At 77.1% G+C, this 15037-nt stretch carries 14 protein-coding genes; 10 read left to right on the forward strand and 4 right to left on the reverse strand.

Annotated elements, in window-relative coordinates; genetic code table 11:
* Positions 1-61: 61 nt before the first annotated feature.
* Positions 62-1483, reverse strand: a complete 1422-nt coding sequence (locus J3P29_RS07780) for a hypothetical protein (RefSeq protein ID WP_210492503.1) — start codon at positions 1481-1483, stop codon at positions 62-64.
* 269 nt (positions 1484-1752) lie between these two features.
* On the opposite strand from J3P29_RS07780, the gene J3P29_RS07785 reads away from it, so the two are divergent.
* The 8 genes from J3P29_RS07785 (at position 1753) to holA (ending at position 8324) form a co-directional block, all read left to right on the forward strand.
* The gene (locus tag J3P29_RS07785) at positions 1753-2589 is read left to right on the forward strand and encodes a phosphate ABC transporter substrate-binding protein (RefSeq protein WP_210492504.1); all 837 of its coding nucleotides are present in this window, start codon (positions 1753-1755) and stop codon (positions 2587-2589) included.
* Between the two features lie 36 nt (positions 2590-2625).
* Positions 2626-3606 carry a phosphate ABC transporter permease subunit PstC gene (gene pstC / locus J3P29_RS07790; RefSeq protein WP_210492505.1) on the forward strand — a complete coding sequence of 327 codons (981 nt, stop codon included), beginning with the start codon at positions 2626-2628 and terminating at the stop codon, positions 3604-3606.
* The gene (locus J3P29_RS07795) at positions 3603-4634 is read left to right on the forward strand and encodes an ABC transporter permease subunit (RefSeq protein ID WP_210492506.1); all 1032 of its coding nucleotides are present in this window, start codon (positions 3603-3605) and stop codon (positions 4632-4634) included. Before pstC ends, J3P29_RS07795 begins: the two co-directional genes overlap by 4 nt.
* Positions 4635-4768: 134 nt before the next feature.
* Positions 4769-5518 (forward strand): phosphate ABC transporter ATP-binding protein, encoded by a 750-nt coding sequence (locus J3P29_RS07800; protein WP_349239808.1) that lies wholly within the window; start codon positions 4769-4771, stop codon positions 5516-5518.
* A complete protein-coding gene (locus tag J3P29_RS07805; RefSeq protein WP_210492508.1) occupies positions 5515-6264 on the forward strand; it encodes a hypothetical protein in 750 nt (249 codons plus the stop codon). Before J3P29_RS07800 ends, J3P29_RS07805 begins: the two co-directional genes overlap by 4 nt.
* On the forward strand, positions 6261-6905 hold the full coding sequence (locus tag J3P29_RS07810) for a hypothetical protein (protein WP_210492510.1): 645 nt from the start codon (positions 6261-6263) through the stop codon (positions 6903-6905). Before J3P29_RS07805 ends, J3P29_RS07810 begins: the two co-directional genes overlap by 4 nt.
* Positions 6906-6907: 2 nt before the next feature.
* Positions 6908-7339, forward strand: a complete 432-nt coding sequence (locus tag J3P29_RS07815; RefSeq protein ID WP_210492511.1) for a hypothetical protein — start codon at positions 6908-6910, stop codon at positions 7337-7339.
* A 4-nt stretch (positions 7340-7343) separates the two neighbouring features.
* Positions 7344-8324, forward strand: coding sequence for a DNA polymerase III subunit delta (gene holA / locus J3P29_RS07820; RefSeq protein WP_210492512.1), 981 nt, complete (start codon positions 7344-7346; stop codon positions 8322-8324).
* Between the two features lie 150 nt (positions 8325-8474).
* Here holA and rpsT read toward each other — a convergent pair whose 3' ends face one another.
* The gene (gene rpsT, locus J3P29_RS07825; RefSeq protein WP_210492513.1) at positions 8475-8738 is read right to left on the reverse strand and encodes a 30S ribosomal protein S20; all 264 of its coding nucleotides are present in this window, start codon (positions 8736-8738) and stop codon (positions 8475-8477) included.
* A gap of 99 nt (positions 8739-8837) precedes the next feature.
* On the opposite strand from rpsT, the gene murJ reads away from it, so the two are divergent.
* A complete protein-coding gene (murJ, locus tag J3P29_RS07830; RefSeq protein WP_210492514.1) occupies positions 8838-11306 on the forward strand; it encodes a murein biosynthesis integral membrane protein MurJ in 2469 nt (822 codons plus the stop codon).
* Positions 11307-11368: 62 nt separating this feature from the next.
* A complete protein-coding gene (locus tag J3P29_RS07835; RefSeq protein WP_210492515.1) occupies positions 11369-11644 on the forward strand; it encodes a hypothetical protein in 276 nt (91 codons plus the stop codon).
* Here the strand turns inward: J3P29_RS07835 and J3P29_RS07840 are convergent.
* Together J3P29_RS07840 and J3P29_RS07845 are read right to left on the reverse strand one after the other, a co-directional pair.
* Positions 11641-14052 (reverse strand): HAD-IC family P-type ATPase, encoded by a 2412-nt coding sequence (locus tag J3P29_RS07840; RefSeq protein ID WP_210492517.1) that lies wholly within the window; start codon positions 14050-14052, stop codon positions 11641-11643. The two genes, J3P29_RS07835 and J3P29_RS07840, sit on opposite strands and share 4 nt — an antisense overlap.
* 157 nt (positions 14053-14209) lie before the next feature.
* Positions 14210-15037, reverse strand: a complete 828-nt coding sequence (locus J3P29_RS07845; protein ID WP_210492518.1) for an AAA family ATPase — start codon at positions 15035-15037, stop codon at positions 14210-14212.

Below are 15037 nucleotides of genomic sequence, written 5' to 3' on the forward strand. Positions count from 1 at the left end.
CCGCCGGCCCTCCCGGCCCCGCCGGCAACGCCGACCCCGCCGGCCCAGCCGGCCCCCCCCCTCAGTCGCCCGCCGGCGTCGCGGGCGCCGGCACGCCCGGCACCCGCAGCGCGGGCACGTCCTCGGCCCCCGCGACCCCGGGCGGCGCGACGCCGAGCGTCGCCGCCGTCAGGCGCGTGAGCGCGAGCAGGTCGCCGGCCGTGTCCAGCGTCGCGCCCGCCTCGGCGCCGGGCGCCAGCACCACGGTCGGCGCCGCGGGCGGCGGCGTGGCGGGATCCAGCGGGGGAGCGGGCGGGGCGCCGGGGGCCGGGCAGGGGTCGGCCGCCCCCACGGTCGTCACGACGAGCAGCCCGCTCGCCTGGAACTCGGTGCTCTCGGTGATCTGGGCGACGGCGTCGTCGACCTGGTCCGGGAGCGCGACGACGGGGCGCTCGGGCGGGGCGCAGCCGCCCAGGGTCGCGACGGACAGGGCGGGGATCGTGCCGGCGGAGAGGTCGTTGCCCATCTCCTCCAGCGCCTTCGTCGCGCCCGCGCAGCCGGGCTGCAGGGCGGCGATGCGGCCGAACGGCAGGCGGCCCGCCAGGACCGCGGCGGCGGCGTCGCCGGCCGGCGGGGCGGCACACGCCCCCGCGAGCGGGCCGGCGCCCGCCCCCGGCTGCGCGTCCACGTACGAGCGCCAGTCGCCCCCGGAGGCCTGCAGCTCCTCGGGGAGGGACGCGGGCGCGGGGTCGAGCGGCGGGGTGGTCGGGCGCAGGCCCGTGACGAGCGCCGACGCGTTCGGCAACGTCGCGAACGACAGGCCGGCCAGGCCGGTCAGCCGCACGCCGCGGTCCGCGACGCGGTCGATCGCCTCCGCCGCGCGCGGGCCGTCGAGCGCGAGCACCCACACGTGCGGCGCGATCGGCTCGTCTTCGCCGGTCGCGCCGTCCTCCCCGGACGCGCCGTCGTCGCCGGCCGCGGCGTCGTCGGCGTCGGGCCCCGCGTCGTCGGCGGCCGCATCGGCCGCCGGCTCGGCGGCGGCGGACCCGTCGTCGGCCGGCGCGTCCTCCGCGGCGGCGGGCTCGGTCCCCGCAGCGGCTGCCGCGGCGGGCACGGGGTCGTCGTCGGCCGGGGCGTCGGGCGCCCGGGGCGCGGCCGGCACCACCGGCGCGGTGGCCGCGGCCGGGGCGACGGCGGCGGCGCGCAGCGACGCGGACGCGTGCGGGTCGCCGCCGGCGGTGACGAGCGCGCCGCTGACGCCCGCGAGGAGGACCGCGGACGCCGCGGCGACGAGCGGCACGGCGCGCGGCCGGCCGGCGGCGGGCGCGGGGTCGGCTCGCGGCGCGCGCGCGGCGAGCACCTGCAGCGGCTCCATCCGCCGCTCGCCGACGAGCGCCCCGCAGGCCAGGCAGTAGCGCTGGCCGGCAACGGTCGGGGCGGAGCAGGCGCGGCAGGGCCCGACGGGCTCGTCGGCGGGGGCGTCCCCGGGCAGGTCGTGCGGCATCGCGCGGACCGTCCCACGCCCACGGACGGCGGGGGTGAACGACGCGTCAACGTCGTGTACGTCATCCGTTGAGCCGACAGCAGCGCGCACGCGGGTTTTCGACAGCTCCACGCGCGCAATGGCGCCGTTTACGTCGATGCCACCGGATGTTCACAGGTGGGCGGCCGGCGGCGCGCATCATGGTCGCCCGACGCGGACCCCTGGGGGGTCCGCACCGTCGCCCGCTCGCGGACGACGTGCCTCATCAACCGCTTCCAGGAGCCCCCGCCATGCGCCTTCCCGCCACGCTCTCGCGCGCCGTCGCGACCACCAGCCTCGTCGCCGCGATCGCGGTGCCGGCCGTCGCCGCCGCGCCGGCGTCCGCCGCCAAGCAGACGATCACGATGAGCGGCTCGACGTCGATCTACCCGCTCGCCAACGCGCTGCAGAAGAAGTACTCGGCCATCAACAAGAACGTCTCCTTCCGCGTCGCCCAGGGCGGCTCGGACAAGGGCATCACGGACGTCTCGAAGGGCCGCGTCACCATCGGCAACTCCTCGCGCGACCCGCGCCCGAACGTCGACCCGAAGGGCCTGAGCTTCTACCGCATCGCCTACGACGCGGTCTGCCTGATCACGAACCCGGCGAACCCGATCGCCAACGGCCTGACGCAGAAGCAGGTGGCCGACATCTTCTCGGGCAAGATCCGCTCCTGGTCCGACGTGCCCGGCGCCAAGCAGACGGGCACGATCAACCTGCAGGCCCGCAACGAGGCCTCGGGTACGCTCGACGCCTTCGAGAACCTCTTCATGGGCGGCGCCTCGCTCTCGTCGACCGCCGCGCGGCAGGCCTCCAACGGCCTGATCCAGGCCGCCGTCAAGCGCGACCCGGGCGCCATCGGCTTCGTGTCGATCGAGTTCCTCGCCGGCGTCCACGCCGTCAACTACCAGGGCGTCGCCTGCACCGTCGCCAACGCGAAGTCGAAGGCGTACAAGGGCACCCGCTCGTTCTGGATGGTCACGAAGGGCGCCGCCAAGGGCGAGACCGCGCGCTTCATCAACTGGGTCCGCACGTCCGACGCCGCGCGGAAGATCCTGATCAAGCAGAACGCCGTCCCGCAGAGCTAGCGCGACGCCCCGTCCGCGCCCGACCCAGGACCCCGCGTGCTCCGGAGCCTCCGCCGGCCGCTGACGGACCGACGCGCCGAGCGCCTGCTCGGCGCGTCCGCCGTCGCGGTCGTCCTCGTCATCGTCGCGATGGTGGCGTTCATCGCCGTCGAGGCGTGGCCGTCGTTCCGGCACAACGGCCTCGCGTGGTTCGGGTCGGGGGGCGACGTCGACGCCGAGATGGGGGCGATGGTCAACGCCGGCAGCGACGCCCCCGCGGACGCCTACCGGCTGCGCGCCTGGCCGCTGGTCTACGCGACCGCGCTCACCACCGTCCTCGCGGTCGCGATCGGGGTGGTCACCGCGGTGCTCACGGCGATCTTCATCGTCGAGCTGGCGCCGCCGAAGGTGCGCGCCGTCGTGGTGCCGATGATCCGCCTGCTGGCCGCCGTCCCGTCCGTCATCTACGGCCTCGTCGGCATCCTCGTCCTCGTCCCGTTCGTCAACGACCACCTGATCTCGGAGGGGCAGCGCGAGTCCGTCGCCCAGGTCATCCAGCTCAGCGGCCCGGGCCTGCTGGTCTCCGTCCTGATCCTGACGCTGATGATCACCCCGATCATGGTCGCGCTGATCGTCGACGCGCTCGGGGCGGTGCCGCGCGGCTGGCGCGAGGGCGCCCTGGCGCTCGGCGTCACGCGCTGGCGGGCCGTCATGTCCGTCTCCGTCCGCGCGATCCGTCCCGCGATCGTGGCCGCGGCGGTCCTCGCCAGCGCCCGCGCGCTGGGCGAGGCGATCATGCTCTCGATGGTCTCCGGCTCGAAGGGCTTCGCGCCCCAGCCGTGGGACGGCCTGATCTTCCTCTTCGAGCCGCTGCGGCCGCTCGCGGCGACGATCGCCGAGCAGGCCGAGGGCATCCAGGCGCCGGCGCTGCGCGCGTCGATCTACGCGATGGCGCTCGTCCTGCTGCTCTCGTCGCTGATGCTCTCGGTCGGCGGCTCGATCGTGAAGCGCTCGCTGCGCCTGGGGTCGGCCCGATGAGCGTCACCGTCCCCGGGCCGGCGACCACCCCGCCGCCCCCCGCGCCGACGGGCGCGCCCGGCGGCGGCGCCCGCCCGCCCCGCACCCGCCGCGAGCGGATCCTGGGCGAGCTGCGCCTGTGGCGCCCGCTCGACCTGCTCGGCCTGGCCGCCGCGTGGACCGTCGGGATCCTGCTCGCGCTCGTCGCCGCCGCCCTCGTCCTCTACATGGGCTGGCGCGGCCTGCAGTACCTCTCGTGGGAGCTGCTCGTGTCGCGGCCGCAGGCCAGCCCCGACCAGACCGGCAGCGGGGGCATCCTCGACCCGATCGTCGGCACGCTGCTGATCATCGTCATCGGCACGCTGTTCGCGCTGCCCCTCGCGGTCGGCGCCGCGCTGTGGATCGTCGAGTACGGCAAGCCGCGCTGGCTCGCGCGGGTCGTCGAGTCCGCGATCGAGGTCATCGCCGGCGCGCCGTCCATCGCCATCGCGATCTTCGGCCTGGCGTTCTTCCAGTTGCCGCTCATGTCGTGGGCGTCGTTCTCCGCGGCCGACGGCGGCGGCGTCTTCGGACGCTCGTTCATCGCCGCGGGCAGCGTCATGTCGCTCATCGCGCTGCCGTCGATCTTCGCGACGACCCGCGAGGCGCTCCTGTCGGTCCCCCGCCACGTGCGCGAGGCGAGCTACGGCCTGGGGAAGACGCGGTGGGCGACCATCCGCCGCGTCCTGCTGCCCACCGTGCGCCCCGACATCGCGACCGGCACGGCCCTCGGCATGGGCCGCATCGCCGGCGACACCGCGATCATCGTCCTGCTCCTCGGCGCGACCCTGCAGATGCAGGCCGGCTCGGACATCCCGGGCATCGGCACCCTCCAGGGCACCGGGTCGACGCTGACGAGCTACGTCTACAACAACTCGCCGACGGGTGAGGGCAACGCGCCGGAGAAGGCCTACGCGGCCGCCTTCGTGCTGATGCTGCTCATCATCGGCCTGAACCTGCTCGTGTCGGCCATCGGCCGCCGCCGCGCGGGCTCCGAGCTCCCGAGGTGACCATGGAGTCCTTCCCGCCGCCCGTCCGCCGCATCGAGGCGGAGCGCACGCCCAACGTCGTCGATCCGGCGACGCGCGCCGTGATCCCCGAGCCGATCGCGCGGGCCGTGCAGCCGTCGTTCGGGCCCGAGCGCCTGCGCATCGACGAGGTGTCGATCACGTACGGCGGCGCGCCGAAGCCCGCCGTCAACGCGGTCACCCTGCCCGTGCGCCAGGGCGAGGTGCTGGCGCTCATCGGCCCGTCCGGCTGCGGCAAGACGACGCTGCTGCGGTCGCTCAACCGGCTGGTCGAGCTGACGCCCGGCGCCCGCCGCGACGGGCGCATCCTGCTGGACGGGGAGGACGTCGACCGGCTCGAGATCACCCGCCTGCGCCGCCGGGTGTCGATGGTCTTCCAGCAGCCCAACCCGTTCCCGATGTCGATCTTCGACAACGTCGCCTACGCGATCCGCGAGCAGGCGATGCGCCGGCCGGGCAAGGCCGTGCTGATGCCGCGCGTGGAGAAGGCGCTGCGCCGCGCGGGCCTGTGGGACGAGGTCAAGGACGACCTGGGCCGGCCCGCCCTGCGCCTGTCCGGCGGCCAGCAGCAGCGCCTGTGCATCGCCCGCGCCCTGGCCGTCGAGCCCGACGTGCTGCTGATGGACGAGCCGTGCTCGGCGCTCGACCCGATCTCGACCGGCGTCATCGAGGACCTGATCCACGAGCTGCGCCAGGGCCTGGCGATCGTGATCGTCACGCACAACCTGGCGCAGGCCCGCCGCGTCGGCGACCACGTCGCGTTCATGTACCTGGGCGACCTGGTCGAGTACGGCCCCGCCGTCGAGGTCTTCGAGCGGCCCCGCGCCCCGCGCACGCGCGAGTACGTGCAGGGGGCGTTCGGGTGAGCCACGCGGTCACCCGCACCGCGCTGCTCGCCGGCACCCTCGCCGCCGGCCTGGCGGCCTCCGGCTGCCAGACGACGCAGGACAAGAGCGCCGCGATCGCCGCGAAGGCCGCGAAGGCGGAGGCGCCCGGCGCCATCGCCCTGGGCCGCCCGGACGCCGGCGTCACGGTCCGCTCCCAGACGCTCGTGCGCGGGAAGGACCGCAGCGCGATCGTCGTCGAGGTGCAGAACCGCGGCCGGCGCACGCTGCGCGGCGTGCCGATCGGCGTCACCACCCTCGCTCCGGGCCAGAAGCCGCTGACGAACGCGATGGAGGGCAACGACCCGCTGCTGCTGCGGGTGCCCGAGCTGGCGCCCGGCGCGACGGTCGCGTGGGTCAACGCCGACCTGCCGGCGCTGCCGGCGGCCGGCACCGCCCGCGTGCGGGTCGGCCGGGCCGCGTCCCGCGCCCGCACCCCGGGGCCGCGCCTGCGCGTGATCTCCGTCGCCCGCACCGGTGACGACGGCCACGGCGGGATCGCCCTCGCCGGCGCCGTCCGCAACCTCGGCAGGCGCACCCTCCACGACGTCCCCGTCTACGTCGTCGCGCGCCGCGCCGGCAAGCCGGTGGCGGCCGCCTCCAGCCGCATCGCCGAGCTGAAGCCCGGCGCCCGCGCCCCCTTCGAGGCCGTCCTCGCCGGGGACGGCCGGTCCGGCGACCTGTCCGCCGTCGCCCTTCCTCCCTCCAGCACCGCGAGCACCCGATGAGCACGAGTCCGTTCCTGCCGGCCGACGACCCGCGGGCGGGCCGCTGCGCCGCCTGCGGCGTCCCGATGGCCGCCGACCAGCGCTACTGCCTGTCCTGCGGCGCCCGCCGCGACGGGGCCCGGCTGCCGTTCCAGGACGCCCTGGTCCCGGTGCCCGCGCCCGGCCCGGCCGTGCCGGCCGTCCCGCCGGCGCTCTGGTACCCGCCGCAGAGCAGCGGCGTGAACACCACCACGATCCTGGCCGCCCTGGCGTGCGTCCTCGTCGCCTTCGGGGTGGGACTGCTCGTCGGCGGCGACGGGGACGGCGACCGGCCCGTCGTCGTCGGCGCGGCGCCGGCCGCCGCCGCGCCCGCCGCGGCCGCGCCCGCCGCGACCACGACCGAGGACGCCGCCGCGACCGAGGACGACGCCGACGACGACGCCGGGAAGGACGACGCCAAGGCGGACGAGTCGACGATCCCCGACACGCCCCTGTCGAGCGAGGACGAGAAGGACGCCGAGGAGGTCTCGAAGATCCCGGCGAAGGTCCCGAAGGCCGAGAAGGTGGACGACAGCGTCGCCAAGAAGCTGACCAGCAAGGACCCGGACGAGGCCCGCGAGGCCTCCCAGGCCTTGCCCGACGTCGTCTCGACGGGGGAGTAGTCGTGGCGATCGCCGACCGCGCCCCGTGGCGCCGGCGCGCCGAGGCCGCGCCGCTCCCGACGATGACGCCGCAGCGGGCCGCCCTCGAGGAGGAGCGCCGCCGGCTGGCCGAGCAGGTCGCCGAGCGCACCTGGGACCTGGGCGGGCTCGTCTACGAGATGGCCGTCCGCGACCACTTCCGCGTCGACGTCCTCTCCCGCCGCGCCGCCGAGCTGCAGCGCCTGGACGCCCAGCTGAGCGAGGTCGAGCGGCTCGTCGCCGACCACGAGGGCATCGCGGGGCACTGCCGCTTCTGCGGCTCGCCCCACGGCCGCTCCGCCGAGTACTGCTGGAGCTGCGGCGAGCGCCTGATCGCCCGCGGCGTGCCGACGACGATCGAGGGCTCGGCGACCGTCCGCCACCCGGACCCGGCCGACGGGCATCCCGTAGCCTGACCGGGTGCCCGTCTGGCTCCCCGCCTACCTGATCCACGGCGACGACCACGACCGGGTCGGCGAGCGCCGCTCGCGGATGAAGGCGACGGCCGAGGTCGAGGTGGGGCCCGAGGGGATCGAGCACCTCGACGGCGACGCCGCCACGCCGGACGCCGTCGCCGCGACGCTGTCGGCGATGACGCTCGGCATCGGCCGGCGCTTCGTCATCGTCGAGGGCGTCGAGCGCTGGAAGGACGCCGAGGTGGCGCCCGAGCTCGTCGGCGTCGTCCGCGCGATCGACGCCGCCACGACGACCGTCGCGTTCGTCGCGATGGAGGACAAGCGGCTGCAGGCCCCCGCCGCGCTCGTCGCGGCCGTCGAGAAGGTCGGCGGCGCGCTCGTCAAGGAGGAGGCGCTGAAGGCCCGCGACCTGCCGCGGTGGGCGAAGGAGCGCGCCGGGCAGCTGGGGATCGAGCTGGACGGCGCGGCCGCGCAGGCGCTCGTCTCGCACGTCGGCGAGCGCCGGGTGCGCCTGGAGCGCGAGCTGGAGAAGCTGGCGCTCGAGCACGGCGAGGGCGCGCGGCTGTCGACCGCCGACGTCGAGGGCGCGGTCTCCGACGGCGCCGAGCAGCAGGTGTGGGGGCTGGTCGACGCGATCGTCGGCGGCGACCGCACCGGCGCGGTCGAGGCGTACCTGACGCTGCGGGCGCAGGGCGAGTCGCTGCCGCGGCTGACCGGGCTGCTGCAGTCCCGGATGCGCACGGCGCTCGAGATCGCGCGGCGGCTCGACGCGGGGGAGGACCGGGGGTCGATCGCGAAGACGGTCCGGATGCCGCCGTGGCAGCTGGACCGCCGGATCGCCGAGGCGCGCGACGCCGGCGTCGGCGCGCTGGCCACGGCGGTCGACCGGATCGCGCGCCTGGAGCTGGCGGCGCGCGGCGACTCCACGCTGGATCCCGACACGGAGGCGATCCGCACGATCGGGGCCGTGACCGCGCGGCGCTGAGGGCGGCGTCCGGACGGGCACGGCCGCGCGGGGCGGACGGCGGCGAGCGGCGGCCGCCCGCGGCGCCGGAACGACGAAGCGGCCCGCCGATGGCGGGCCGCGTTCAGGCTCGGGCGGGGCGAGCGGGGCTCGCCCGGAAGAGGGGTGGGGCTAGGAGGCCTTGGCGACGAGACGCGCCGCGCGGGCCTTCTTGCGGGCGCCCGTGTTGCGGTGCAGGGCGCCGGACTTCACGGCCTTGTCGACCAGCGAGGTGAACTTCGTGTGCGCGGCGGCGATGCCGTCCGCGTCGCCGGCCTCGACGGCCGCCTGCAGGTGACGGAGCTGCGTCTTGATGGCCGACGTGTGGCGCCGGTTCTCCAGGCGCTCGCGCTCGGACCGGAGGATGCGCTTCTTCTGAGATGCAATGTTTGCCATGAGCCGACGAGGGATGGTAGCGCCCCTGCGCCGCCGCGTGCGCTGCGGTCCGTGGGCGCGCCGGGTCGCGACGGCCCCACGGCGTAGGATGCCGCACCGGTGACCCCCTCGACCGACCGGACCCGCGCCGCGGCGCCTGGCGACCCCGACGCGCGCGGCGGCGCGGCCGAGGGCGTGTCGCCGGTCGACGACCGTCCCACGCACGGGGCGTCGGGCCGCGCGCGCAACACCATCATCTTCTCGATCGCCACGGGGCTCTCGCGCATCGCGGGCCTCGTGCGCGAGATGTTCGTCAGCGCGCTGTACGGCGGCGGCGCGGTCGGCTCGGCGTTCTCGCTGGCCTTCCTCGTCCCCAACCTGCTGCGCAGCCTGTTCGCCGACATGGCGCTGTCGGCGGCGTTCGTCCCCGTCTTCACCGAGCTGCTCGAGCAGAAGCGGCGGCGCGAGGCGGTGCTGCTGCTCTCGACGCTCTTCTGGGTGATCCTCGGCGCGCTGTCGGTGCTCTGCGCCGTCGCGATGCTCGCCGCGCCCCTGTACATGCCGCTGTTCGTGGGGGACGACGTCCGCGACCAGCTGCAGCGGCTGGGCACGGACGTCGGCCTGGTCTCGGGCCTGTCGCAGGTCATGCTGCCGACGGTCCTCCTGCTCGGCCTCAACGGCCTGCTCGTCGGCGCCCTGAACGCGTACGACCACTTCACCGTGCCGGCGCTCTCGCCGCTCGTGTGGAACGTCGTGATCATCGCCGTCAACCTGGCGCTGCTGCCGCTGTTCGACGGCCCGCACCAGGTGTACGCGCAGGCGATCGGCGTGCTGGTCGGCACGGTGGTCCAGCTGCTGATGGCGGTCCCCGTGCTGCGGCGGTACGGGATCCGGCTGGTGCCGCACGTGGACCTGAAGGACCCCCGGGTCCGGCAGGTCTTCGTCCTGATGGTCCCCGTGGCGCTCAGCCTGGGCCTGATCAACTTCAGCGCCGCCGTCGACGGCAAGCTCGCGTCGTCCGTCTCGGAGGAGGGGCCGCGCGCGATCGACGTGGCGTTCCGCCTGTACATGCTGCCGCAGGGCGTCTTCTCCGTCGCGATCGTGACGGTGCTCTTCCCGGTGCTCAGCCGCGCGGTGGCCCGCCGCGACGGCGCCGAGCTGCGGGGCCTCGTCCGCGGCGGGATGGCGCAGATCCTCGTGCTGCTCGTCCCGGTGGGCCTGCTGTTCGCCAGCCCGGTGATCTCGCACGACATCATCACGGTGCTCTTCCAGTACGGGAAGTGGACCGACCGCCACACGGACGCCGCGACGGTCGCGCTCGTGTGGCTGGGCCTGAGCCTGGCGCTCAACGGCGTGTCGCTCCTGCTCAGCCGCACGTTCTTCGCGCTGCAGCGTCCGTGGGCGAACACCGCCCTGGCCGTCGGCAGCCTGGTCGCCAACGTCGTCGCGTCCGTGGCGATGTACCGGCCGCTCGGGATCGCCGGCATCGTGCTGGGCACCTTCGTCGGCAACGTCGTCCTCGTCGCCCTGCAGATCCGGCTGCTGCGCAAGGAGACGGGCGGGCCGCTGGGCCTGGCGCCCGTCGCGCGCTCGCTCCTGCAGGTGCTCGTCGCGTCGGCGCTCGCCGTCCTGGCCGCCACGGCCGTGGCGCTCATCGGCCGGATCGGCACGGACGCCCTCGGCCCCGGGACGGCGGCGTCGGTCGTCACGGTCCTGTACCTGGGGCTCGCGGTCGTGGCGGGCGGGATCGTCTACGTCGGGCTGGCCGGCGAGCTGGGGCTCGCGGAGCTGGAGCAGGCCGGCGGGCGCTTCGTGCGGCTCGGCGCGCGGCTGCGCGGCCTGGCGGGCCGGGTGCCCGGCGTGCCGGCGCTCGTCGGCGTCGCCACCCGGCCGGGCGCCCGACGGGCGGGCGCCGCGGTCGCGTCCGGGCTCGCCGTGGTCGCGCTGCCGCTGCGGCTCGTCTCGTGGCTCGCCGCGGCGCTTGCGCGCCTGCTGACGTCGCTCGTCCCGGCGGCGCTCGAGCCGGCCGCGGCCGGCGGACCGGCCCTCGCGGCGCGGCCCACGCCGACGGCCGCCGGGCGCCCGGCCACCGGGACCGCTCCGGCGCCGGAGGCCGGCGACGACGAGCAGACCGTCACGGCGCCGGTCGCGCGCGCCGCCGACCCGCCCCGCGGCCGCCGCGCCGGCCGGCCGCCCGCCGCCGGCCCGCCCGCCGCGCCGCGCGGCGCCGGCACGTCGTCCGTCCCGTCCGTCGCCCCGCCGGGCGCCGGCGGCCCCTACGACGCCGCGGTCGACTGGCCGACGATCGGGCAGCGCGGCGGCGAGACGCTCGACGTGCCGTGGCCCGGCGTGGAGCCCGAGGACGAGTTCGAGACCGCGCCGCCGGCGTCGCGGCTGGAGGCCTACGGGGTCGGCCGGCCCGAGGATCCCGCGTGGGCGGACGAGCAGCGCCGCCGGGCCGAGGACCGCGAGCGCGCCCGCCGCCTGATCGCCGCCCGCGAGGCCGCGCTCGAGCGGATGGCCGAGCGCGAGCGCGCCCGCCGCGACGGCGAGCGCGGGCCGCGCGGCGGCCGCCGACGCGGCCGCTGACCGGCGCGCGTGCGGCCCGGCGGATCGGGTACCCGTCCGGGCGAACGACGACTGGAGGCCGCATGACGACGACCACCGCCACGCCCACGCTCGACGCCACCGTCGAGCCCGAGGAGCACCCCGAGGTCCCGACGCCGGACGAGAACCGGCCCGAGGTGATGCCCAATCGCCCGTCCGGGCCCGGCGAGCACCCGGGGCCCGATCCGGACGACCCCGACCGTGGTCCGGCCACCACGCCCGATCCCGACGGCCCGCACCCGGATCCCGACCCGGACCCGACCACGCCGCCCGACCCGGTGCCGGATCCCGACCCCGAGGACCCGTCCGTCTCGCGCTAGGCCGCGCGGCCTCGACCGCGCCGCTCGGCCGCCGCGACGACCCGCAGCGCGCCGGCCAGCAGCACGCCCGCGACGGCGGCGCCGGTGGCCCACGCGGCCACCAGCCCGCCCGTCGGCGCCGCGAGCGCGAAGAACGCGCGCGTCGGCGGCAGCGCGCAGGCGACGACGAACCCGCAGGCGAGCAGCCCGCACAGCGCGCCGACCGCCAGGCGCCGCGGGCCGGGCTCCTGCTCCAGCGCCAGCACGACCAGCAGCCCCGCGGTCACCACGGTCGCCGCGGTGGCGGTCCGGGCCTCGGCCAGGTCGGCGCCGTAGAGCTCGCGGGCCGCCAGGTACGCCGCCGCGATCCCCAGCCCGGTCGCCAGGCCGGCGGGCACCGAGAAGCGGGCGATCCCGCGCAGCAGCGCGTCGGGGCGCCACGGCCCGCTGGACGGCGCGAGCGCGAGCAGGAACGCGGGCACCCCGATCGTCAGCGTCGACGTCAGCGTGAACTGGCGGGGGAGCAGCGGGAAGACGCCGGTGGGCAGCGCCACGACGACGAGCAGCACGGCGGTGAAGATCGCCTTCGTGACGAACAGCCGCGCGACCCGCTGCAGGTTGCGCAGGATCTGCCGGCCCTCGTGGACCATCCCCGGCACGGCGGAGAAGTCGCCCGAGACGAGCACCAGGTCGGCGACGCTGCGGGCCATCTCGGTGCCGCTGCCCTGCGCGATCGCCAGCCGGGCGCGCTTGAGCGCGGGCACGTCGTTGACGCCGTCCCCGAGCATCCCCACGTACTCGCCGTCGTCGTCGAGGGCGCCGACGATGCGGGCCTTGTCCTCGGGCGCGACCCGGCCGACCGCCGGGGCGGCCCGCACGGCGGCGCGCAGCGCGTCGTCCGCGGCGGGCAGGCGGCGGCCGTCGAGCGCCGCGGCGTCGCCGGGCACGCCGGCGTCGCGGGCGATCGCGCCGACGGTGGCGGGCGCGTCGCCGGAGAGCACCTTCAGCGCCACGCCCTCGGCGGCGAAGAAGCCGACGGTCTCTGCGGCCTCGTCGCGCAGCCGCTCCGCGAGGACGACGATCCCGAGGGGACGCAAGCCCTCCGGCAGCGGCGCGTCCGGCGCCGGCGCGGGCAGCGGCCCGTCGGCGGCGGCGAGGGCGAGCACGCGGCGGCCGGCGGCGGCCTCGGCCGCGGCGCGCTCCGCCACGCCGCCCGCGCGGCCGGCCAGGACGGCCTCGGGCGCGCCCAGGACCAGCCGCCGCCCGCCCAGCTCCAGCCCGCCCCAGCGGCGGCGCGAGGAGAACGGCACCTGGTGCGCGGCGGACGGCACGGGGGCGGCGTCGCCGTCCAGCCGGGCGGCGTGGACGGCCTCGAGCGTGGCGTTGCGGGACGGCGACGCGGCGGCGTAGGCGGCCAGGGCCCGGCGCAGCGCGGGCTCGTCCGTGCCCTCCGCCGGCACGACCGCCCGCACCCGCAGCGCGGCCTCGGTCAGGGTGCCGGTCTTGTCGGTGCACAGGACGGAGACGGAGGCGAGCGACTCGACCGCGTTGAGCTGCTGGGCGAGGACGCCGCGGCGCGCCATCTTCGCCGCCGACACCGCCGCCGTCAGCGACACGAGCAGGATCAGGCCCTCGGGGACGATGTTCACGATCGCCGCGGTGAGCGTCTCGACGGCCTGGGCGCGCGGCACGTCGCGCACCGCGAGGGAGACCCCGAGGGCCACGCCGAGCGGGACCATCACGCCGACGAGGACGAGCAGCAGGCGATCCGTCGCCCGCTCGAGCGGCGAGCGCGGGTGCCGGAACGCGCGGGCGGTCGCGGCGACCTGCGCCGCGCGGCAGTCCGGCCCCACGGCCTCGGCCACGAACGCGCCCTCGCCCTCGACGGCGAACGACCCCGACAGCACCGGCTCGCCGGCCGCGCGGGCCACCGGCTCGGACTCGCCCGTCAGGGTCGCCTCGTCGAGCGCCAGGCCGTCGGCCCGCGCGAGCGTGCCGTCGGCCACGACCCCGTCGCCCGCGCGCGCGACGACGAGGTCGCCGACGACGACGTCCTCCACCGGCACGTCGACCGGCCGTCCGTCGCGGACCACGGTGGCCCGCGGCGCCACGAGCGCGGCCAGGCGGTCGAGCGCGCGCTTCGCCCGGACCTCCTGGAAGACGCCGATGGCCGTGTTCGCCACGACGATGCCCAGGAACAGGGCGTCCTTCGCGTCCCCGAACGCCAGCGTCGCCGCGCCGAAGAGCACGAGGACGAGGTTGAAGACCGTCAGCGTGTTCGCCACGACGATCGACCGGTACGACCGGCTCGTGGTGGCGGGCGGGTGCGGGCCCCGGGCGGCCAGCCGCCGGGCGGCCTCGGCCGCCGACAGGCCGGCGGACGGCGGTCCGCCGGGTCCGGGCGTCCGCGTCGCGTCCGGGGCGCTCACGCCGTCCCACGCTAGCTGCGGCCCCGCGCCGGCGCGTCGCGAGCGCCGTACGCGCGCCTGGGGCCGTCGTCCGGCGCCCGGCCCCGGACGGGCCAGACGCGGGGCCGGGGCGCCGCCGCGGGGCCGTGCCGCCGCCGGGCTCGGGGCCCGCCGGCGGTCAGTCGTCCGCCGCCAGCGCCGCGGCGGCCGCCGCGGCCGGGTCGGCCAGGAAGTCCCGCGTCAGCGCGACGGCCGGCGCCTCCTCGTAGCCGACCTCGCGCACCCCGTCGCCGTCGCAGAGCAGGATCCGCGCGCCGGGGCAGGCGAGCAGGACGGGGGAGTGCGTGGCGACGACGAGCTGGCAGCCGTCGTCGGCGAGCGCGTGGAGCCGCCGCAGGAGCGCGACGACGTTGCGCGGTGAGAGCGCCGCCTCGGGCTCGTCGAGGACGTAGAAGCCGTCGCGTCCGAAGCGGTGGCGCACGATCGCCAGGAACGACTCGCCGTGCGACACCTCGTGCAGGGATTGGCCGCCGTACGAGGCGAGGATGGAGTCGGCGACGCCCGGGTTCTCGGCGACGAGCCGGTCGACGTCCGTCGCCAGCGTGAACACGCTCTCGGCCCGTAGGAAGAAGTCGGTCGCCGGCCGGCGCGGGCCGCGGACGACGCGCAGCTGCTCGCCGAGCGGCGCGTGCGACGGCCGCGTCGCGTGCCGCATGTTGCGCCCGCCGCCCTCGGCGTTCAGCCCGCACGCCACCGCGATCGCCTCGGCCAGCGTCGACTTGCCCGACCCGTTCTCGCCGACCAGGAACGTGATCCGCGGGTGCAGCGCCAGGCCGTCCCCGCGGAACGCCGCGACGGCCGGCACCGCGGCGGCGTGGCCCAGGGCGGCGTCGGGCACCTCGTCCGGCAGCACGAGGGCGCGGACGAACGCGGTGCCGCCCACGACCTGGCGGGCGCGGATCTCGCGCATGATCTCCGCGCGCTCCGCGCGGCTGTGCAGCCCCAT

Source organism: Patulibacter sp. SYSU D01012 (assembly GCF_017916475.1).
GTDB lineage: Bacteria > Actinomycetota > Thermoleophilia > Solirubrobacterales > Solirubrobacteraceae > Patulibacter.